This window comes from Pseudothermotoga sp. (assembly GCF_031962025.1).
In the GTDB taxonomy this organism is placed as follows: domain Bacteria; phylum Thermotogota; class Thermotogae; order Thermotogales; family DSM-5069; genus Pseudothermotoga_B.
The window spans coordinates 102,150-122,170 of record NZ_JAVRKW010000002.1; the positions used below are offsets into that span (position 1 = coordinate 102,150).

At 40.4% G+C, this 20,021-nt stretch carries 22 protein-coding genes; 9 read left to right on the top strand and 13 right to left on the bottom strand.

Annotation, left to right across the window (positions count from 1 at the left end):
• Positions 1-21 precede the first annotated feature (21 nt).
• The 13 genes from rny to AC4E92_RS02455 are packed head-to-tail and all read right to left on the bottom strand — an operon-like array spanning position 22 to position 11,297.
• Complete coding sequence (gene rny, locus AC4E92_RS02395; protein WP_490238989.1) at positions 22-1,554, bottom strand: ribonuclease Y; 1,533 nt, start codon at positions 1,552-1,554, stop codon at positions 22-24.
• On the bottom strand, positions 1,551-2,003 hold the full coding sequence (locus AC4E92_RS02400; RefSeq protein ID WP_490238990.1) for a regulatory protein RecX: 453 nt from the start codon (positions 2,001-2,003) through the stop codon (positions 1,551-1,553). The genes rny and AC4E92_RS02400 overlap by 4 nt, the downstream gene beginning before the upstream one ends.
• Positions 1,984-3,033, bottom strand: a complete 1,050-nt coding sequence (recA, locus tag AC4E92_RS02405) for a recombinase RecA (protein ID WP_490238991.1) — start codon at positions 3,031-3,033, stop codon at positions 1,984-1,986. The genes AC4E92_RS02400 and recA overlap by 20 nt, the downstream gene beginning before the upstream one ends.
• A complete protein-coding gene (gene thpR, locus AC4E92_RS02410) occupies positions 3,026-3,589 on the bottom strand; it encodes an RNA 2',3'-cyclic phosphodiesterase (protein WP_490238992.1) in 564 nt (187 codons plus the stop codon). The genes recA and thpR overlap by 8 nt, the downstream gene beginning before the upstream one ends.
• 3 nt (positions 3,590-3,592) lie before the next feature.
• On the bottom strand, positions 3,593-4,111 hold the full coding sequence (pgsA, locus tag AC4E92_RS02415) for a CDP-diacylglycerol--glycerol-3-phosphate 3-phosphatidyltransferase (RefSeq protein ID WP_490238993.1): 519 nt from the start codon (positions 4,109-4,111) through the stop codon (positions 3,593-3,595).
• Positions 4,108-5,400, bottom strand: a complete 1,293-nt coding sequence (gene rimO, locus AC4E92_RS02420; protein ID WP_490238994.1) for a 30S ribosomal protein S12 methylthiotransferase RimO — start codon at positions 5,398-5,400, stop codon at positions 4,108-4,110. The genes pgsA and rimO overlap by 4 nt, the downstream gene beginning before the upstream one ends.
• Positions 5,321-5,950 (bottom strand): DUF4416 family protein, encoded by a 630-nt coding sequence (locus AC4E92_RS02425; RefSeq protein ID WP_490238995.1) that lies wholly within the window; start codon positions 5,948-5,950, stop codon positions 5,321-5,323. Before AC4E92_RS02425 ends, rimO begins: the two co-directional genes overlap by 80 nt.
• Positions 5,938-6,507 (bottom strand): helix-turn-helix domain-containing protein, encoded by a 570-nt coding sequence (locus AC4E92_RS02430; protein WP_490238996.1) that lies wholly within the window; start codon positions 6,505-6,507, stop codon positions 5,938-5,940. The genes AC4E92_RS02425 and AC4E92_RS02430 overlap by 13 nt, the downstream gene beginning before the upstream one ends.
• Positions 6,508-6,531: 24 nt before the next feature.
• Positions 6,532-7,206, bottom strand: coding sequence for a deoxynucleoside kinase (locus AC4E92_RS02435; protein ID WP_490238997.1), 675 nt, complete (start codon positions 7,204-7,206; stop codon positions 6,532-6,534).
• Positions 7,199-7,858 carry a deoxynucleoside kinase gene (locus AC4E92_RS02440; RefSeq protein ID WP_490238998.1) on the bottom strand — a complete coding sequence of 220 codons (660 nt, stop codon included), beginning with the start codon at positions 7,856-7,858 and terminating at the stop codon, positions 7,199-7,201. Before AC4E92_RS02440 ends, AC4E92_RS02435 begins: the two co-directional genes overlap by 8 nt.
• Positions 7,855-8,625, bottom strand: a complete 771-nt coding sequence (locus tag AC4E92_RS02445) for an inositol monophosphatase family protein (protein ID WP_490238999.1) — start codon at positions 8,623-8,625, stop codon at positions 7,855-7,857. Before AC4E92_RS02445 ends, AC4E92_RS02440 begins: the two co-directional genes overlap by 4 nt.
• Positions 8,622-10,583 carry an excinuclease ABC subunit UvrB gene (gene uvrB / locus AC4E92_RS02450; RefSeq protein WP_490239000.1) on the bottom strand — a complete coding sequence of 654 codons (1,962 nt, stop codon included), beginning with the start codon at positions 10,581-10,583 and terminating at the stop codon, positions 8,622-8,624. The genes AC4E92_RS02445 and uvrB overlap by 4 nt, the downstream gene beginning before the upstream one ends.
• Positions 10,584-10,625: 42 nt before the next feature.
• Positions 10,626-11,297, bottom strand: coding sequence for a lipid-binding SYLF domain-containing protein (locus AC4E92_RS02455; RefSeq protein WP_490239001.1), 672 nt, complete (start codon positions 11,295-11,297; stop codon positions 10,626-10,628).
• Between the two features lie 132 nt (positions 11,298-11,429).
• Here AC4E92_RS02455 and AC4E92_RS02460 point away from each other — a divergent pair, with 132 nt between their 5' ends.
• The 9 genes from AC4E92_RS02460 to cas2 all read left to right on the top strand — a co-directional run bounded on the left by AC4E92_RS02460 (position 11,430) and on the right by cas2 (position 20,015).
• Positions 11,430-11,612: a ferredoxin gene (locus tag AC4E92_RS02460; protein ID WP_041083937.1), complete on the top strand. Its 183-nt coding sequence runs from the start codon at positions 11,430-11,432 to the stop codon at positions 11,610-11,612.
• 177 nt (positions 11,613-11,789) lie between these two features.
• The gene (gene dnaA / locus AC4E92_RS02465) at positions 11,790-13,118 is read left to right on the top strand and encodes a chromosomal replication initiator protein DnaA (protein WP_490239002.1); all 1,329 of its coding nucleotides are present in this window, start codon (positions 11,790-11,792) and stop codon (positions 13,116-13,118) included.
• Between the two features lie 93 nt (positions 13,119-13,211).
• Positions 13,212-14,492, top strand: coding sequence for an HD domain-containing phosphohydrolase (locus AC4E92_RS02470; protein WP_490239003.1), 1,281 nt, complete (start codon positions 13,212-13,214; stop codon positions 14,490-14,492).
• 22 nt (positions 14,493-14,514) lie between these two features.
• Entirely contained in the window at positions 14,515-16,335 is a 1,821-nt protein-coding gene (locus AC4E92_RS02475) for a heme NO-binding domain-containing protein (RefSeq protein ID WP_490239004.1), read from the top strand.
• A gap of 188 nt (positions 16,336-16,523) precedes the next feature.
• Complete coding sequence (locus AC4E92_RS02480) at positions 16,524-16,688, top strand: hypothetical protein (RefSeq protein WP_490239005.1); 165 nt, start codon at positions 16,524-16,526, stop codon at positions 16,686-16,688.
• Positions 16,689-17,464: 776 nt separating this feature from the next.
• Positions 17,465-18,250, top strand: a complete 786-nt coding sequence (cas6, locus tag AC4E92_RS02485; protein ID WP_490239006.1) for a CRISPR-associated endoribonuclease Cas6 — start codon at positions 17,465-17,467, stop codon at positions 18,248-18,250.
• An 11-nt stretch (positions 18,251-18,261) separates the two neighbouring features.
• Entirely contained in the window at positions 18,262-18,753 is a 492-nt protein-coding gene (gene cas4 / locus AC4E92_RS02490; RefSeq protein WP_490239007.1) for a CRISPR-associated protein Cas4, read from the top strand.
• Positions 18,754-18,762: 9 nt separating this feature from the next.
• The gene (gene cas1b, locus AC4E92_RS02495; RefSeq protein WP_490239008.1) at positions 18,763-19,746 is read left to right on the top strand and encodes a type I-B CRISPR-associated endonuclease Cas1b; all 984 of its coding nucleotides are present in this window, start codon (positions 18,763-18,765) and stop codon (positions 19,744-19,746) included.
• Positions 19,743-20,015 carry a CRISPR-associated endonuclease Cas2 gene (cas2, locus tag AC4E92_RS02500; protein WP_490239009.1) on the top strand — a complete coding sequence of 91 codons (273 nt, stop codon included), beginning with the start codon at positions 19,743-19,745 and terminating at the stop codon, positions 20,013-20,015. Before cas1b ends, cas2 begins: the two co-directional genes overlap by 4 nt.
• The last annotated feature ends 6 nt before the right edge of the window (positions 20,016-20,021 follow it).

Genomic DNA, 20,021 nt, shown 5'->3' on the forward strand with positions numbered 1-20,021 from the left:
AAAGGGGCAAAAGCCCCTTTTTCATTTTGCATACGCAACTGAACGTTTTTCTCTTATCACAACAACCTTGAGAACGCCTGGATATTCAACTTCCTCTTCGATTTTTTTGGCGATTTCATAGGCGATTTTATCTGCCTGGGCATCGTCTATTTTTTCCGGCTCGACTATAACTCTGACTTCTCTTCCTGCCTGTATCGCATAAGCTTTTTCAACATTTTTGAAGCTCATCGCAATTTTTTCCATCTTCACAAGTCTTCTTATGTAAGTCTCCAGGCTTTCTCTTCTTGCTCCAGGTCTTGCCGCTGAAAGTGCATCTGCTGCGGCAACCAGAACAGATTCCGGACAGATTGGCTCCTGTTCACCGTGGTGGCTCATTATCATGTTTATGATATAGTCAGATTCTCCGTAGCGCTTTGCAATCTCTGCACCAATCTCCGTGTGAGAACCTTCAACTTCGTGATCGAGTGCTTTACCTATGTCGTGCAGTAAACCACCACGCCTGGTCCTGTCGACATCGAGTCCAAGTTCTTCAGCCATTAATCCGGCAAGCTGAGCAACTTCGATTGAATGATCAAGCACATTCTGTCCATAACTCGTCCTGAACTTCAGCTTTCCCAATAATTTCACCAGTTCTGGATGTAGTCCCGTCACACCTGTTGCAAAAGTTGCTTCCTGTCCCGCGTCTTTTATCATTTTCTCAATTTCCTGTTTGGATTTTTCATACATCTCTTCGATTCGTGCTGGATGGATTCTTCCATCAACTACGAGTTTCTCAAGGGTGAGTCTTGCTATCTCTCTTCTTATTGGATTAAAACTCGATAGCACAACGACTTCGGGAGTGTCGTCGATTATCAAATCCACCCCTGTTATTTTTTCAAATGTCCTTATGTTTCTACCTTCCCTGCCTATGATTCTGCCCTTCATGTCATCGGACGGCAGGCTCACAGTGGATACAGTTATCTCACCGACATACTCAGGCGCATACCTTTGAACGGCTATCGCTATGATTCTTTTTGCTTCTTTTTCAGCTTCTTCTTCATATCTATCTTTTATTTGCTTGTAAAGGATTGCAAGGTCGTGCTCGTATTTCTGCCTTGCTTCTTCCATAACAATTTCTCTGGCTTCTTCGACAGTCATACCAGCCAGTTTATTGAATCTCTCATCCAGTTCCTTCTCGCGCTGCTCCACTTTTTTCTTCAATGCTTCAAGTTGAACTCTCAGTTGCTCGACTGCTACTTCTTTTTTATCAACTATCTCTTCACGCTTTGAAATCATTTCTTCACGCTTGAGAAGTCTTTCTTCAAGTGATCTCAGCTCTGCTTCACGTTTCCTTTTTTCGTTCTCGATTTCTTCTTTGATCCTGTGCGCTTCTTCTCTGGCTTCGATCACTGCTTTTCTCTTTATTTCCTGTGCTTCCTGCTCTGCTTTCTTCAAGATTGATTCTGCATCCTGCTGAGCTTTTCTATTTTTTTGTTCTATTTGTGATTTACTTAAAAAATATCCCACAGCCAGACCAACCAGAGCTGTAATAACACAGACTACGACAGTTATCATTCACTGGCACCTCCTTCTATGTCAAATGATCTCAAATACTCAGTTGAGAATCCCCTTCTGTAAAGGAATTCTCGCACATTTTCACTGTCCACCTTATGCAGATGAACGATCTTTTTCATAACAGAAACAAGGTCAACTTCTTTCATAACTTTATCGATAGCTTCATTTATCAGATGCTCTGGCACTCCAAGTTGCTTCAATTTTGCCTTTATCCTGTGCGGACCAAAACCCTGTACTGTGAGCATATCGTATGCAAAAAGGTATGCAAATTTTTCATCATCGATCAACCCTGTTTTCTCAAGATTTTCTATCACATCCTGCACTATCTGGTCTGAGAAACCTTTTTGCAACAATCTTTCGTGTAATTCTTTTTTCGATCTGACTCTGAATCTGAGCAATGTTTTTGCATAACTCAGAGCCCGCTGAAGGTCATTGTGTACTTTTTTCATCAGATGCCTCCACTGGTAGATTGTATTTCTGTCTTATTTTCATTTCAATTTCCTTTGCTATCGAAGGATTTTCGACAAAATAACTCACGACATTGCTCTTTCCTTGACCGAGTGAATACTCTTTTCCATCGTCCGCAACATAGAAAAACCAGCTTCCCTTTCGCTGTATAAATCCTTCGGCGAGTCCCACGTTGAAAAGTTCATTTTCTTTCACAATGCCTTTTCCGTAGATGATATCAAAATCTGCCTTTTTAAAAGGCGGTGCAACTTTGTTCTTAACAACCTTCGCAGTAACGGTGTTCCCAACGATATCATTACCTTCTTTGATCACCTCACCTCTTCTCACTTCTATTCTCATTGTTGCGTAGAACTTGAGCGCAAGCCCGCCAGTTGTTGTTTCTGGATTACCGAACATGACACCTATTTTCATCCTTATCTGGTTTGTGAATATGACGATCGCTTTAGATCTATTTACATTACCTGCGATCTTTCTCAAAGCCTGTGACATGAGCCTTGCCTGAAGACCCACCTGCATGTCACCCATACTGCCTTCAATCTCAACCCTTGGAACCAGTGCGGCAACAGAATCGACAACCACAAGGTCCACTGCGTTGCTTCTGACCAATTCATCCACTATTTCCAGAGCCTGTTCACCGTAATCCGGCTGTGATATAAGCAGCGTTTTAAGGTCAATGCCAAGTGCTTTTGCGTAAGCTGGATCGAGTGAATGTTCTGCATCAACAATGGCAGCTATTCCACCACGCTTCTGCACCTCGGCAATGGCGTGAAGTGCTATGGTGGTCTTACCGCTGGATTCCGGTCCGTAAATCTCTACAATTCTTCCTCTTGGATACCCACCAACACCTGTGGCAATATCCAAAGATAAAGAGCCGGTTGGTACAACCTCGACTGGTGTAACCTGACCCTCTTCACCGAGAATCATTATCGAGCCTTTTCCAAAATTACTTTCAATTTTCTTAATTGCCTTTTCAAGCACCTCGGCTTTCGCTTTCTGTTCTTTTTCATTCATTTCTGATCAGTCCTCCTTCAAATCTGCACTCATAGATCTTTTTATAGATTGGTCCAGACGGTGTCAATACAGATGAATAAACGCTGAAGCGATCAACTGCAACAATTATTGGTTCGAAGGTGATGTCTTCGATCAAAGCCTGCCATGCACTGGGAAAGTCTTTAACCCTACCTATTGTGATGTGAGGCGAGAATCTTTCCTCAAAAGAAAAGCTGTGTTTTACCAGTTCTGCTTTCATTTCCTCGTATAATTTCTGCAGGCTTTGATTTGATTTCACACCAAGCCATATCACTCTTGGTTGATTTCCTTTTGAAAAATAACCTATTTTCTCAACTGTGTACGAAAAAGACGGAAAACCTATAACTCTGTGGCACAGATGCTCCGCTACTTCATCGATCTGTTTTTGGGAAACCTCTCCAAGAAAGAACAACGTCAGATGAACATTTTCTCTGCTCACCCAGTTCGCTTTGAAGCCTCTTTTCATCAGTTTTTCAACAGATTGCTGTGCTACATCACGAACAGCATCATTCACATCGATCGCGATGAATGTTCTCAAAATTCATCCCCCCAGTACCTTTCTGTTTTGCAAAACATATATTAAAGCAGAAACAAAGGTGAAGAAAGCACAGGAATAAACGAAGAGCTCCTCAATAAACTGAATTCTATTTAAAAAGGTGTTTTCAAAAAAAACAAAAGCGATCAAAGCCATCTGCAGTAAGGTTTTGACCTTTCCCCAGATATTTGCCTGAATCACATTGCCGCTGCTTGCTGCCAGGATTCTCACGGCACTCACAACACTATCTCTTGAAACGATGAGCGCGACCAACCACGCCGGTATCTGAGGTATCATCGCAACCATTATGGAGCTTACAAAAACTTTATCGGCGATTTGATCCAGAACCTTTCCGCTTCTTGTAACCTGATTCAATTTTCTGGCAAAAAAACCATCCAGATAATCGGTCAAAGCACCTATCAAAAATATCAGCAAAGCCCATTGCCATTTTCCCAAAACTATAAGTATAAAAACAGGAACTGTCAGAACAACTCTTATGAGCGTCAGGGTGTTTGGCAGATTCATACCAGTACTCCCTCCATGTCATACTCGTTTGCACTGACTATTCGAACTTTATAATAATCTGGGACCTTGATTTTCCGTTCTTTACTGAGGAACACATTTCCGTCGATTTCAGGTGCGTCCAGATGACTTCTTGCTATGTACCTGTCCTTTTGCCGCTGTTCTACAAGAACTGTCAGAACACGTCCGACAAATCTGTTAAGCCTCTCATACGAGATCTGGCTTTGAAAAATCAAGAGCTCTTCATACCTTTCCTGTGCTGTCTGAATTGGTACTTTTTCATCGATCAAAGCTGCGGCTGTGCCTTCTTCGTCCGAATACACAAAAGCGCCCAGCCTGTCAAATTGCGCCTGCTTCAAAAAATGCAAAAGCTCCTCAAAATCCCTGTCTGTTTCGCCGGGAAAGCCCACGATGATACTCGTTCTTATCGCCGCATCCACGTTCAGATTTCTTATCTTTTCAATTAACCTGAGCAGTTCTTCACTTGTTCTGGATCTTCCCATTCTCTTTAAAATGTCATCACTGCCATGCTGAACGGGCATATCAAAATAAGGCAACAACTTTTCACAGGATAAAATCGCTTCGATGATTTTCTCGTCGATGTGATCTGGATGCAAATACAGAACCCTGATTTTGAACTCGCCATTCAGAAGATTCAGTCTCTTCAACAATAAATCCAGTGAAGGCTTTCCGTACAGATCAATTCCATAGGCTGTTGTATCCTGAGCAACCAGAATGATTTCCTTGATATTATTCTGAACCAGCCTTTTCACTTCTTCTTCGATGGTTTCAATGTTTCTACTTTTGAAACCGCCCTTGAAGGATGGTATAGCGCAAAAGGTACAGTTTCTATCACAGCCATCAGCGATTTTGACATAGGCAAAAGAACCCCTGCACGTTCTTGTAGTGTCATCGTAAACCGTTTGAGGCTGATCTACAAGGAAGGGCAGTTTTTTCTCAATGGCATCGGCAATCTGAGAAGGAGTGAGCACACCATACCAGGCATCTACTTCTGGTATTTCCAAGCGCAACTGATGTGGATATCTTTGAACAAGACATCCTTTCACGCACAGGAAAAAGTTGTGCTTTTTCTTGTAATTGGCAAAATTTAAAATCTCTTCTATAGATTCCCTTTTTGCCGACTCTATGAATCCGCATGTATCTATTATGACTACCTCTGCCTGATCAACATCTTTTACAATCTGATGCCCTCTACTCTTTAAGATCCCCTCCAGAACCTCGCAGTCGGCTTCGTTTTTCGGACAACCCAGTATCCTCAAACCTATTTTCATCGATCTTCTCACCCTTTAAAATTTTTCTTCTTTTACTTAAATACAGTTCACGGACATGTTCAAGTTCCTTTTTGTAATCTTCGCTTCTGTAATTTGGATATGTAAATTCCCAGTGTCTGAACTCTCCAGACAGATAGAGCAAAGTCACTTCTGCGTAAATGCCATTTTTCAGATAAATGCGGTTCCCCCATGGTTTAGTCGAAGCCAAGACAAAATTCGAATGATGAACATAGCCCGGGTCCATGTTGAACTTTCTCTTTCCCTCGACTGCATATTTTTCTTCCAATCGATTTGTTAGCACCTTTACATCAGCCAGCAGTGAAGGATGTATGAGTCTCTCAAAACTCACAAGTTTACCCTTCAAATCAGAGCCCATCTCACGGTCATAATATGCCGTGTACAGGCTAAACGGCAGTTCCTTTGATATGTAATCTATCTTTCCAAAACAGGCTTCCAGCTCCGCACTGAGATTGGGCAACCAGTAATCGAGGTGTTGTGAAAAAACAAAGATCACCAAATTAACCGGTTCCACTCTCTTTATTTCCCCCACACAACCACCTCGAAGTTTTCAACGCGAATTTTCCATTCTTTTCCAGCCGAAACAACTGAACAGATACCAGTATTTCCGATAACTCTATAGCGTTTGCCAGGCTGAAGAACAACACTTTCACCAGATGCAAGAGCCATCTCATTGAAGTATACTGGATGATCAGACTTATTCACCAACTGAACCTTCGGGGTGTTGATAACGCTGAAAAATTTCCAGGCAGAATATGTGAAAAACACCGCCGATGCCACAAAAATAACTACAAGCAGAAAAGATGTGAAACTTCCGTTCACAACAGCTTTTCTGCTTTTTTGAGATTCAACTGGTTTTGCTTCAAACTGTCCCAAAAGCTCCTGAGGATCTAAACCCAAAAATTCTGCACATTTTCTTATGTAATATTTTACATAAAATGGTGCATCTACTCTGTCAAATTTCCCCTCTTCAATGAGTCTGATCTTCCATTCTGGAATTTGTACATTTTGAGCAAGTTCCTCTATACTCATTTCTTTGGATTCTCTTGCCTGTCTGAGGGTTTCTCCAATTTTCACCCATTTTTCCATAAAGACCACACCCTGTCAGGTAATCTACACATTATTATACCAGTTCGCCTGATGTCTCAGACCTTTTTCATCGAGAAAGTGGATACCATGAGAATCTATACATTTATCAATGGAATCGAGTACAAGATCTCTATGCGACTCTTTTTCCACAAAATCTATCTGATCTCCATCGATAACCAGCACGTTGCTGTTTGAACCATCAAGAAATGTTTTATCGTAGTAATAACACAACTGCTCCCAGTATGATCTTTCCACACCGATCTCGTAATTTCTACCTCTTTTTTCAATTCGCGAAATAGCAGTTTGAACAGAACATTTTATGTAAACCAGTAATTTCGGCTGCGGTGATATTTCAAACATCGTTTTGAAAAAATTCTCATAAACAGAATACTCAACAGACTGTAGAAAACCCATTTTTCTCTGCATCTTCACAAAGACAAAATCGCCAGCCATAGAACGATCCATCACGGCTCTTTCGGTCTGGCTCGCCTGTTTGATTTGCAAAAAGCGTTTGTGCAAAAAATAAAGTTCCATGGTCAAACACCATCTGTGCTTATCTTGGTAGTATTTTTCAAGAATCTTGTCTGCCAGCTCATCACTCATCTCATAAAATCCGTTCATCGATCTGTACTTTTCTAAAATCTCTACCAGCGTTGTTTTGCCCGCGCCGACGGTCCCTTCTACGACAATCTCAAGCACCCGCAACACTCCTTGTGAGAAACTTTCCATCGTACTGATAGATTGATTTTCCGCGATCTTTCAGAACCTGTTGAATCACCGTATCGATCTGACTGAAATTTTCATCGATCAGATCTGTATCGATTATCAAAAGAGTAGAAAGATCGTAATGTGAAAAGAAATTCTCATATTCCTGATTCAGTATTTCCCAGTATCCTTCATCAATCTGAAGTTCCCAAAGCCTGCCGCGTTTTTTGATCCTATCAATAGCCGTTTTTGTCGAACATCTCAGGTATATCATCAATTCTGGTGGAGACGACAGTTCAACCAGCTGACTGTGCAGTTGTTCGTATATCAGATACTCAAGTTCTGTCATTTCACCTCTTTTTAGCAGTACCTTTGGAAAGATATGGTCGCAGAAAATGGAACGATCCATTATCACATCGATCTTTTTACATCCAAGCTTCATCTGTTCAAATCTCTTTGTTAAAAAATAAATCTGTAACTGAAACCCCCATTTTGTCGGATCGGCATAGAATCTCTCCAGTATCTGCATCAGATGCTGGTCTGTAAGCTCGTACAGAGGTTCCAAAGACAACTTCTGCGCCAGACAGTTTATGAAGGTTGTCTTGCCGGCACCGACTGTTCCCTCAACTATGATTTTTGGTCTCATCGTCCGATCTCTCTCAGTATTTTTCTCAGATTCTGGTGAATCGAAGGAACAGCCGCCACAATTTCACCCGATTCAAGATCATAATCTTTCTCCAATCCCGTGACGATAACACCTGCCTCCTGTGCAATCAGAACCCCGCCGGCTGTGTCCCACGGTTTGAGACCAACTTCCCAGTAACCGTCAAGCTTACCGCATGCAAGATAGCACAGTTCAGCCGCAGAAGAGCCGAGTATTCTAATCTCCTGAGTAACTCTGGCAAGTCTTTCTATGGTCCTGATTGTCCAGTCGAACAAAGATTCGTCATACGGCCAGCCAGTAACAAGAAATGATCTTTCCAGTGATGGACTGTTTTTGTTGACAATCTGGACCCCGTTCAAAAAAGCGCCAGAACCCTTTTTGGCATAAAACAGCTCACCGCTCATGGGCAAATAAACAGCCGCCTCTGCTATCTGACCGTAATCTATTCTGGCTATGCTGACCGCAAAATATGGAAGAGAATGGGCATAATTCAAAGTGCCATCGATCGGATCAACCACAAAAATGCACTCGGCATCGGGTATCTTTGTATTAACATCTTCTTCCTCAAGGACGAATTTTGCATGCGGAAGGTGCTTTAAGATAGTATCCACAATGATCTTCTGGCATGCCAAATCAACCTCTGTTACCACATCGGAGACCCTGGTTTTTATATTGATCGTATGCTCGCTTTCAAATCTCTCTTTCGCATAGTCTCCCGCCCTTTTTGCCGCTTCACAGATCAGTTTCATTTTCTCAGCTCCTCTCTCAATCTGAAAATCTCATCTCTCAGCTTTGCCGCATCTTCATATCGAAGCTCACTCGCCGCTCTGTACATCTCCTGTTCAAGTAAAGCGATGTATTCTTCTTTTGTAAGATCATTGGCAAAATCGGCATAATCGATTTTTTCAGGCTGATCCATGTATTTTTCGAATATCTCTATTTCAAGTGGTTTAACGATCGTTTTAGGTGTTATACCGTGTTCCTGATTATACTGTATTTGTATCCTTCTTCTTCGATTTGTTTCGTCTATTGCTCTTTGCATTGCCGGTGTTATCTTATCTGCGTACATGAGAACCTTGCCGTTGAGATTTCTGGCAACCCTTCCGATAATCTGTATCAGTGTAGTCTCAGATCTCAAAAAACCTTCCTTATCAGAATCGAGTATGGCAACCAGCGACACCTCAGGAAGGTCAAGACCTTCTCTGAGCAGGTTTATGCCGACAACCACATCCACATCACCGCGGCGGAGCTTTTTGAGCACCTCGATCCTTTCAATCGCATCGAGTTCAGAATGAATGTACAGAGATCTTATACCAAGTTCTGTGAGATATTCGCTCAACCTCTCGGCAGTCTTTTTTGTCAGCACAGTCACAAGTGCTCTTTCCTTTCTTTCGGTGACCTTTCTTATCTCGTTGACAAGATCATCAATCTGATACTTAGTCGGTCTCACTTCTACCTGTGGATCAACAAGACCTGTCGGTCGAATTATCTGCTCAACCATCTGCTCACTCACCTGATATTCAAATGGACCGGGTGTTGCCGATACAAATACTACCTGTGGAACCTTTTTCAAAAATTCCTCGAAGGTTAAAGGTCTGTTATCAAAAGCAGATGGGAGCCTGAAACCATAATCCACAAGATTCTTTTTTCTGGAATAATCACCTCTCCACATTGCTCTCAACTGTGGCACGGCAATATGAGACTCATCGATGAAAACTATAAAATCTCTGTCAAAATAATCCAAAAGTGTATAAGGCGGCTCACCCGGTGCTCTACCGTCAAAATGTCTGGAATAATTTTCAATACCAGTGCAATAGCCAAGAGTTGACAACAATTCCAAATCGTGCATCGTTCTCTGTTCAAGCCTCTGTGCTTCTAAAAGTTTACCCTGGTCCTTCAGCTCGCTCAATCTCTGCTTTAGTTCAATCTTAATCGATTCAATGGCTCTTTTGAGTTTTTCTTCTGTTGTTATGAATTCCACAGCAGGGTAGATTATCAGCTTTGAAAATTCTTCCAAAAAAGACCTGTTCATTTTATCAAAAGACTCTATTTTTTCTATAGTCGATCCGAAAAACTCAATTCTTATACCCTCATCCTGATAAGTCGGATAAATCTCCAGCACATCTCCACTCAATCTGAAGCAACCTTTAACCGTTATCTCACTGCTTCTTGTGTACCCTATCCTTGCAAGTTGCTGTGCAACAGTGTGTGGAGAAATCTTTTGACCTACATAGAGCTGGATGTTCATTTTATCAAAATCATCCGGATCACCTGAAGCGTATATACTTGAAACACTTGCCACCACAACAACGTCCCGTCTGGTTCTGACAGATTTCAGTGTGGACATCCTCATTCGAACAAGGACATCGTTTATATCCGCATTTTTTTCTATGTACAGGTCCTTAGTTGGTATATACGCCTCCGGTTGATAATAATCGTAATAACTGATGAAATACTCAACCCTGTTATAAGGAAAAAAGCCCTTGAACTCGCCGTAAAGCTGTGCGGCAAGTGTTTTATTAGGAGAAATGACAAGGGCTGGTTTGTTCAAAAGAGCTATGACATTTGCCATCGTGAAAGTTTTGCCACTACCAGTTACGCCAACCAGCGTCTGAAATCTGTAACCCTTCTTAATACCATCGACAAGCTTATCTATTGCCTGAGGTTGATCGCCAGTCGGCTGATATTCACTTACAAGTTTGAACACTGCCAGTACCTCCAAAAAATCACAGCGTGTGCTTTAAAAAAATCAGGTGCCGGGTTGCAGGTAAATCAAGCTGTTTAGATAATTAACTAAATCGATGGCTTCCTTTGTCTTTGGTTCTAAATTCAAAATATCAAGAGGCGAAATCGATGAACCATAAAATTGCCTGTTTGCTTCCTCGTCAACCTGAACAACAGAACCCTGCAATGAGACTCCTGCGAAGAAACCTTTGCTGACCGAATACGAGTAGATAGATGCCTGAAGTTTGTAATCTGTATCGGCTGAAAGAGATCTTCCCATAGGTCCTGCTGCAATACTGACATTACCTCCGAGCGTCACATTGCTCGATGTAAAACTCTTCACGCTATCTTCGTTCATCAGCACAAGTACCAGACCCACATTCTGTATTCCAATCTGTGCGCCTATACTCAGACCGCTCAGCTTCACAAACAGAGGACCAAACCATCTGCCGGATGCAACGTTTCTTTTGAAAACCACACCTTCACCGTACTGACCACCGATTACAATGCCAACTTTGATCAAAGATGGGTAGATAGCTATGCCTTCAGACTGGCGAAGAAGATCGAGAAAAGCACCGGAATCTGGTATGTTTGAAAGCTCCCTGATAATTGACAGAGCGCTGGTCAGTCGTTCTACTGGCGTTGCCGCAAAAACAAAGGGTGGAACCAGGAGCAACACAAGAACGATTTTTTTCATACTTACACCTCCAGTGTTTTTATTTTACCACGATTTTACAATCCACCGGTTGAATACAAACAGCTTTCACACCTATTTGAGAGTGTATAATAACAGTTGGGTTGTGCCCTAACATTTAGAGGAGGTGCTCTCATGAAAGTTAGAGTTGATGAAGCAACATGCATCGGTTGTGGAGTTTGCGAAAGCCTGTGTCCAGAAGTTTTCAAGCTTGCCGATGATGGCAAAGCAAAGGTTCTTCAACCTGAAACTGAACTCGATTGTGCCAAGGATGCCGCAGACAGTTGTCCAACCGGCGCAATCAGTGTTGAAGAGTGAAAAAAGAGGCGGACACCCGCCTCTTTTTCTTAATTTAACAGAAAAATCGCCAACAAATAGGAAAGTTTTTAGAAGATAAACAATTCTGTTCCTTGAACTTTTTGAATGTAGTGTTCATAATATTATCTGTACCTGCCTGGTATTGTGTAAATCTGGCTTCGTGGGGAGCATATCTTTATGAGAGAGAAAATAATCGAATCTCTAAAATCGAAACTCAATCGTCGGGTTTGGGAAAGCTGGTTTGGAACATTTGATGTCAAAGAAATTGGTGCTGAACGTGTGGTTTTCCAAGTGGGAAACCTGTTCATCAGAGACTGGCTCGAAAAAAAATATGGCTCTCTGATATCAAAAACACTGCGTGAATTATTTGGAAAGCAAATGGATTTTCAGATAGAATATGCTCCAATCCAATCGCAGGAAGAATCCGAACAGGACGAGCCTTTGGTGAAAAAAAGACCCCTGATCCTCACTCCTCTCAATCCAATTCTGACCTTTGAAAATTTCGTCGTGGGTCCAAACAACATGTTCGCATACAGCACAGCTCTTGAAGTCGCTAAAAATCCAGGAAAGTATAATCCACTATTTTTGCACGGTGGTGTTGGACTTGGAAAAACACACCTGATACAGGCAATTGGACACTATTTGTTCAAAAACGAACCAGATCTCAGGGTGATATACCTCACCAGTGAAAGGTTCTTGAATGAACTTGTAGACTCAATCAAAAAGAACAAAGTACAGGAATTCAGAGAAAGATTTAGAAATAAAATCGACGTTTTATTGCTCGATGACGTACAGTTTTTGATAGGCAAATCCGGGATACAAACGGAGTTATTTCACACTTTCAACGAGCTGTACAATTGTGGCAAGCAAATAGTGGTATGTTCCGACCGCGATCCCCAACAGCTTGAAAAGTTTCAGGACAGACTCATATCCCGATTCCAGATGGGTGTCATCGCCAAAATAGAAAAACCAGACGAAGAAACCTGCTTGAAAATAGCAAATAAAATGGTACAGCTCGAAGGCGCTCAATTGAGAGAAGATGTACTGAAATTGGTGGCAAACCATTTTTCGGACAACCTGAGAAGACTGCGCGGTGCACTGATAAAACTCATCATGTACCAGCAAATTTCCAACGAAGTAGTAGACGTTCAAAAAGCAGTAGAACTGCTCGATGTATCATCATTTCAGGTGAAAAAAGCCCTACCAGAAGAAAAGTTGATCGATGCGCTGTGCAAAACCTTTGGCGTGACTGAGCAGGAAATTCTTGGCAGGAGCAGAAAGCAGACAGTAACCAACGCAAGACAAATTGGAATGTTCATTGCAAAAAACCATTTTGGTCTTTCGCTCAGGCAGGTCGCAGAATTGTTCAACAGATCCCACCCAACCGTCTCGCACACAATACAAAAAGTAGAAGAACTGCTCAACAGCGGAAACATCGCTGTGAAAAACCAGATCGATCAGCTCGTCAAATACTTAACAGACCGCGTCTCAAACCAGTCTGTTTGAGCTTCCTCTGAAAATTCTCAGTGATTTTCTTTTTTTGTGTATAATTATTTTGTAAAAATCATCTGCTGAAATTTGAATAAAATGAGGTGAACTATGAAGCTGATTGTTGAAATGCCACTGGAATCTTTTGTCAGCGTTTTCAGTCAAATGAACCACTCAGAGTACAAAAACTTCATAAAACATTCTTTACAGGTTGCAAAGCTGGCAAGAAAAATCGCCAATATGCTGAATCTTCCCATAATCTCTGACAGTTTTTATCTTGCTGGTATGCTGCACGACATAGGTCTTGCAGTGAAAGCTTCGGTGGAAAACTACGAATTATTCGTGGATATGTTTAGAAACGTGTCAGATCTTGAAAAAATAGTCCTCACATTTGATAAAGCCGACAAACACGCCTTAATCTCCTATGTGATTTGCTCGAAGACAAAGCTTTTATGCCCGTTGTGCGCAAAAGGTGTACTTTATCACCATACCCCATACCAGAAAATTTCCGAAAACGACGATGAAGTGATACACTTTGCCAACTGTATAAAAGCTGCAGATATTGTCTCCTTGACCTTTTTGAAATATGAACAGAATGAATTGACCGTCGATCTGCTCGAAAAAATGATAGACTCCGTACAGAAGGATGAAGGCATTCTTCAGGACGTCAAAGAAGCTACATTGGAGATCTTAAAAGATTATAGATGTATATGTCAAATGCTCGATGATGAACACAGATTCAGTTCTCAAAGGTTTTTGACTCTGGAAGAATACGAACAGGCAGCACGAATATTGGCAACATTACTTGATCTGCGAAGTCCATATACGCGAAATCATACCTTTCTTGTTGCCAAATTTGCCAAAATGATCGCTTCAGAAATACTATCAGAAGAAGACGCCAGACTGATGAGTGTAGCCGCATTTTTACACGACCTTGGTAAGCTCAAAACACCTTTGACTGTTCTGCACAAAAAGGGAAGATTGGATGAAAAAGAACTCATCATAATGAGAAAACACGTGGTAGACGCCTACATGATTTTAGAAAAAGCAGGACTTTTGGATATTGCAAATATTTCTTGTGCACATCATGAGAGACTGGATGGAACAGGTTATCCAACAGGTTTGAAAAAAGACCAAACTTCGATCTTTCAAAGGATAATCCAGATCTGTGATGTGTTTTCAGCTCTTGTTGAACACAGACCATACAGAGAAGCAATGTCAATTTCTGAGGCATTTTCAGTTATCGAAAAAGAAGTAATCGAAGGAAAACTGGACGGAACAGTGTACGATAAATTAAAAGAAGTAACCAGAAATATACCCTTTGAGGAAGAAGTGACCTTCCATGATGCGCTCAAGGCATTAGCTGGTGTCGATTTTAGTGAAATCAAATGAAAAAGCTGAGGAGGGATGGCTTGTGAAGGGCTTTGTGGTCAATGTATGGTTTCAAACCTGGAGCAAACTCTTTGGTTCTGAGATCGTAAGAAAATTGAGAGAAAAGCACGGTATCGATCCAGAAAAAGTTTACAGTCCAGTAGAAGATGTACCAGATAGTCTTCCAATAGAGATTTCAAAAGATCTCGCTTCTTTGAAAGGGTTGAGCTACGACGAACTCTGGTACAAGACAGGAAAAGAAAACCTCAAAACCTTTTTTGAACACTATCCGGAATATTTCAAAAAAACAAGTTTTCTGTCTTTTATGGCTACCATGGATGCAGTTCACAGAGTCCTCACCAAAAGAATCAAGGGTGCAACACCACCAAGAGTTTTTTTCAAACTTCTGAGTGATAAAAAAGCTGTTATCAGATATCAATCACGCCGAGATTTTAAAAAGTACTTTCTGGGTTTGATGGATGGAGCATCAGAGTTTTTCAACGATCCTATTAAATACAGTATAGCCTCCGAAGGTACCACAGATGGTCAAAATTACCTGCAAGTCGAAGTCCAAGCCACGAAAAGTTACGGAAACTTTGAAAAAATCAAAGGTTTAGCTGGTCTTGGTATCGGTTTCATCAAATCGTTGATACCAGTTTATGTGCTGATGCTGCCGATTTACACATTTATAATAACATTGATTTCTTTCAAATTCATCCCTTCAAATATCTATATCAAATCACTTGTGAGCGCGGCTGGTGTTTTCATCCTTTCCTTTTTGGGCATGAACAGTTTTAAAAAAGGTGTCAAAGCTGTAAACAGCGCTATTGAGTCAGTATCAAAAAAAGACCTGGACAATCCAACTTCAATAGATGGAATAAAGGAATTCTCGGACCTTTCCAGTTCGCTCACAAAGGCTGTAGATAATGTCAAAGAAGTGTTTCTGGCTATATCTGGAGATGTTCAGGAAATAAATTCTTATTCTGAAAGAGTTATCACCGCGGTCAATGCCATGAGAGAACAACTCGACACGATGGGCTCACTTTCAAACGAAATAGCAAATACCGCTGTTCAGATAAGCAATGACACAGAGAGAATATCAAATGCTGTCAGTTCCAATGTCGAAACTATAACATCTATCATTTCTGAACAAACTCAGATAATCAATTCCCTGAACGACGCCGTTTCGCTGATAGTTAACTCTGCAAGTAACGTGGAACAATCGGCAGATGGCATCGTAAAAATGAGCGAGAGATTTTCCAAGCTGGTAGAAGAAGGAAAAGAGCTTCAGAACCAGGCAAGTCTCATTATGGAAGTTGCTTCAACCGTTTCAAGTATAGCAGAACAGACAAACCTTCTGGCACTCAACGCCGCAATAGAAGCGGCTCGAAGTGGAGAAGCAGGCAGGGGTTTCGCAGTCGTAGCAGATGAAATAAGAAAACTCGCCGAAGAAAGCAGGGCTTCAGCGGCAAAGATCTCTGAATTTCTAAGTTCAATCACTTCTGGTATTGAAAAACTCGGGAAAACCATCCAGTCAGAATTCAATGAAATGAAAGAGCAATCCAGAAAATTACTCGAAAGCTCTGAAAGAAACAAAGAATCGAGTAATGTAATCTCTTCTATCTCTCAAAAACTCAACACACTCATAGAGACATTGAACAATCAAGCCAACAGTCTCAATGGTATTACCAACAGTATTCAAAACCTGCTTGCAATATCTGAGGAAAGTTCAGCAACAGCAGAGGAAATAAGCTCCTCAATCCAAAACTTCTTCTCACAGCTCAAAGTGGTCCTCGACAGCGTTAACGAAACAGTCAGACTGCTCTCTGTGATAAAAGAAAACTTTGAGGGTATAAAACTGTGACCAACAAAAGGACGCCGAAGAATAGCCGGCGTCCTTTTGATTTCACCATAAATCCTGCCATTCATCCACATATATCTTAACACATCTGTGAACTAAATACAAATTTATCTTCACAAATAAAATTTAGACTTTCCTGTGAAGTTGTATATTCTAATTTTATTTTTTGCTTATTTGTGGAGGGGTATGCCTTGTACTACAGATGTCCTAACTGTGGACAGATGTATTATTCAGCTGCTGTACTTGAAGACGAACAACTAAACTGTGAAAAATGTGGAGCAAAAGTAGAGCCAGTTTCGAACAATCCTCAGCAAACAGATGCAAAAAACTCTGAACAAAAACAACAAAAGTTTTAAAGATGATTTTTTCTCAAGAAATGAAAATTTCATTTTTCCCATTACAGAGTGAAAACTTTCGCGAGATAGAAGGCATTCTCTGAAAAAATAGCGAGTCATTGAGTATAATCAAATCACCTGTTTAGAAAGATAAATTTTTTGATGGCAGAATGCTTAAACATCTGATTAATTGTGATACTGCAACAGATTTCTTATCACACGCATAAAAACAGCAAAATTGTTAACCTCCTGTGCAACCTGATTTTCTCGTTTTATCGTTTTTTACGCTAAATAAACCAGAAAGCACATTCCACTTATGGTATTGCGATGAATGACTGTTTTCCATTATCGTCGTGGCAAGTAGAGTTAATGATATTCAAGCTTTGAAATATCAAATTTCATCCACGTGATTTTCAAATTTCCCTTCGTATTTAAAAGCCGTACCGACGATAGCCCCGTCTGCGATCTTTTCTGAAATTAAACTTTCCACGGTCAAAAAGCAGAAAAACTGTCAGAAAATGGCTTCATGCCAGATCAGTATATGTGTAAGAAAAATGGTCTTTGAAAAGTGAATACAAATTCAGGGAAAATCATTCAAAAAATCAAATCATGATACCACAACAAAATGACAAATCTTATTCAAACCAGTATGCTTGAATGTATTTTTTCTACAAGATAAGGTATGATAAAATGAACTTGGAAAACACCCCGTGTTCCTCAAAACCTAAAAAACACAATCCAACCAGACATCTGTTTTTCATGCATTAAATACTGTTCTTTGAATTTGGGGGGATGGTATGAGATTAGAAATTCTTTTTAAAACACCAGTTTGTTCCATTCCAATAAATTATCATTATCAGCTGTGCAGTTTTGTGTACAAGAGGTTGAAGCACACAGACAGTGATTTTGAAAGTTTTCTGCATGAAAAGGGTTTTAAAGGATTTAGATTATTCACTTTTTCACAGTTATTCTTCAATAAATCCGCTGTAAAAGGCAATTCACTTCTGATATGGTCATCAACAGGGAGATGGTATGTATCATCTATAAGCGAAGATTTTTTAATGTTCTTTTTCTCTTCCTTAATTGAAATTCCACAGATAGAAATCGAAGGGACCGTATTCCCAATAAAAGAGGTTAACCTTTTGCCACAACCACAGATTGATGAACAGATGGAGTTTTTCATGCTTTCCCCTTTGGTAGTCAGCACACCTGTTGACCAAAACGGGAAACTCTACCACAAATTTCTCTTTCCGGGAGATGAAAAATTTGAAGAAATACTGAGCAGAAATTTAGTTAAAAAATATGAGGCTTTTTACGGTGAAAAAGTCGATGCGACGGTCTTCATAGAGCCTGACTGGGAATACATAAAGAAACGAAACAAAATCACAAAACTCATAGACATAAAAGGAATAAAGATCAAAGGATCTATTTTCCCGTTCAAAGCAAAAGGTGATTCAAGGTTGTTGAAAATGGGCTACGAAGTTGGCTTTGGTGAAAGAAACAGCCTTGGATTTGGAATGGTTGAAGTTTCAAAAAAAGAATTTCAGCAAAGACCAACAAAGAGAATTTTCAACATCAATTAGGAGTGAATTTGATGATCACAGGCACGGTACTGTTGAGCTCAACTGTGTGTGAAAGAGAAGCTTGGTTGATTGCTCATCAAATAGAGCCGGATCAATCCAATCCGTTCATAGAAATAGGAAGGTTGATACACACGGAAAGTTACAGAACTAACCAGATAAGAGAAATATCTCTGCCCGGCATGAAAATGGACATGATTTATGAACAGGGACAAATAGTGATTGTCGGTGAAATCAAAAAATCATCAAGATTTCTTAAAGGAGCACGAATTCAGTTGCTTTATTATCTGGATGAAATGCAAAAAAGAGGAGTAAATGCAACTGGCAAAATTCTCATTCCAAAAGAGAAAAAACAAATAACCGTTACACTCGACGAACAATCTAAAGAACAATTGCATGAAGCTATCAAAGCGGCTGAAAAGATCGTTTGTCTACCAAAGCCACCGGAAAAGAAAAGATCAACCTTCTGCTCTAAATGTGGCTATGAAGAATTCTGCTGGTCTTGAGGTGATCACATGGCAGAACCGATTTACATTTTTTCAAATGGAACTTTAAGGCGCATGGAAAACACCATTGTACTGGAAACCGAGAGCGGGAAAAGGCACATTCCAGTGGAAAATGTCTCTGAGATATGTGTTTTTTCAGAGATTGATTTGAACAAAAGATTACTTGAGTTTTTAACTGAAAAAAACATCTTAGTCCATTTCTTCAACCACTTTGGGTATTATGTCGGAAGTTATTATCCAAGAGAATTTCTAAACTCCGGTCTTGTCATACTCAAACAAGCCGAACACTACCTTGATAAAGAAAAAAGGCTCTTTCTTTCAAGAATGCTTGTCAAAGGTGCATTGTTGAACATCGTCAACACTTTGAGAAAATACAACGATGATGATCGTTTAACCGATAAAATTCAATCAATCAGAAATCATGTAGAAAATCTCACAATGTGCTCTGATGTAGAACAATTAATGGCTCTTGAAGGAAATGCCCGTCAGATCTATTACAATTGTTTTGATGAGATGATAAAATCTGCCGATTTTAAATTCGATTCTCGTACCAAAAGACCACCAGAAAATGAAATGAATGCCCTTGTGAGTTTTGGCAACAGTCTGTTGTACACAACGGTACTTTCCCAAATATACAGAACTCATTTAGATCCAAGAATCGGCTATTTGCACACAACGAACAACCGCAGATTCACCTTAAACCTTGATATCGCAGAGATCTTTAAACCCATCATTGTAGACAGATTGATATTCACGTTAATCAACAGAAAACAGATCAAACCTACCGATTTTCACCAGATAACCGGCGGCATATCGATGAAAGAAAACGCAAAAAAACTGTTCGTTCAGTCTTTTGAAGAAAGGCTCAAGGAAAGCATTATGCACAGTAAACTCAAAAGATATGTCTCCTATCGCTCTTTAATAAGAATGGAAGCTTACAAAGTGGAAAAACACATTCTCGAAGACGAGGAATATGAACCATACATTGGGTGATCATTTTGTACTTGATAGTCACTTACGATGTTGAGCAGGAACGTGTTGGAAAGATCTTAAAAATATGCAGAAAATACCTGAACTGGGTACAAAATTCCGTCTTCGAAGGCGAAATCACCACTGCAAAATTTGAAAAATTGAAATTAGAACTACAGAGAAACATTGAAAAATCAACAGATTCTATCAGGTTCTACATTCTCAAAGACAAAAACCTGATCAATCTGGAAATACTCGGTCAGGACAAAGGCATCACCAGTTTCATATATTGATGGGGG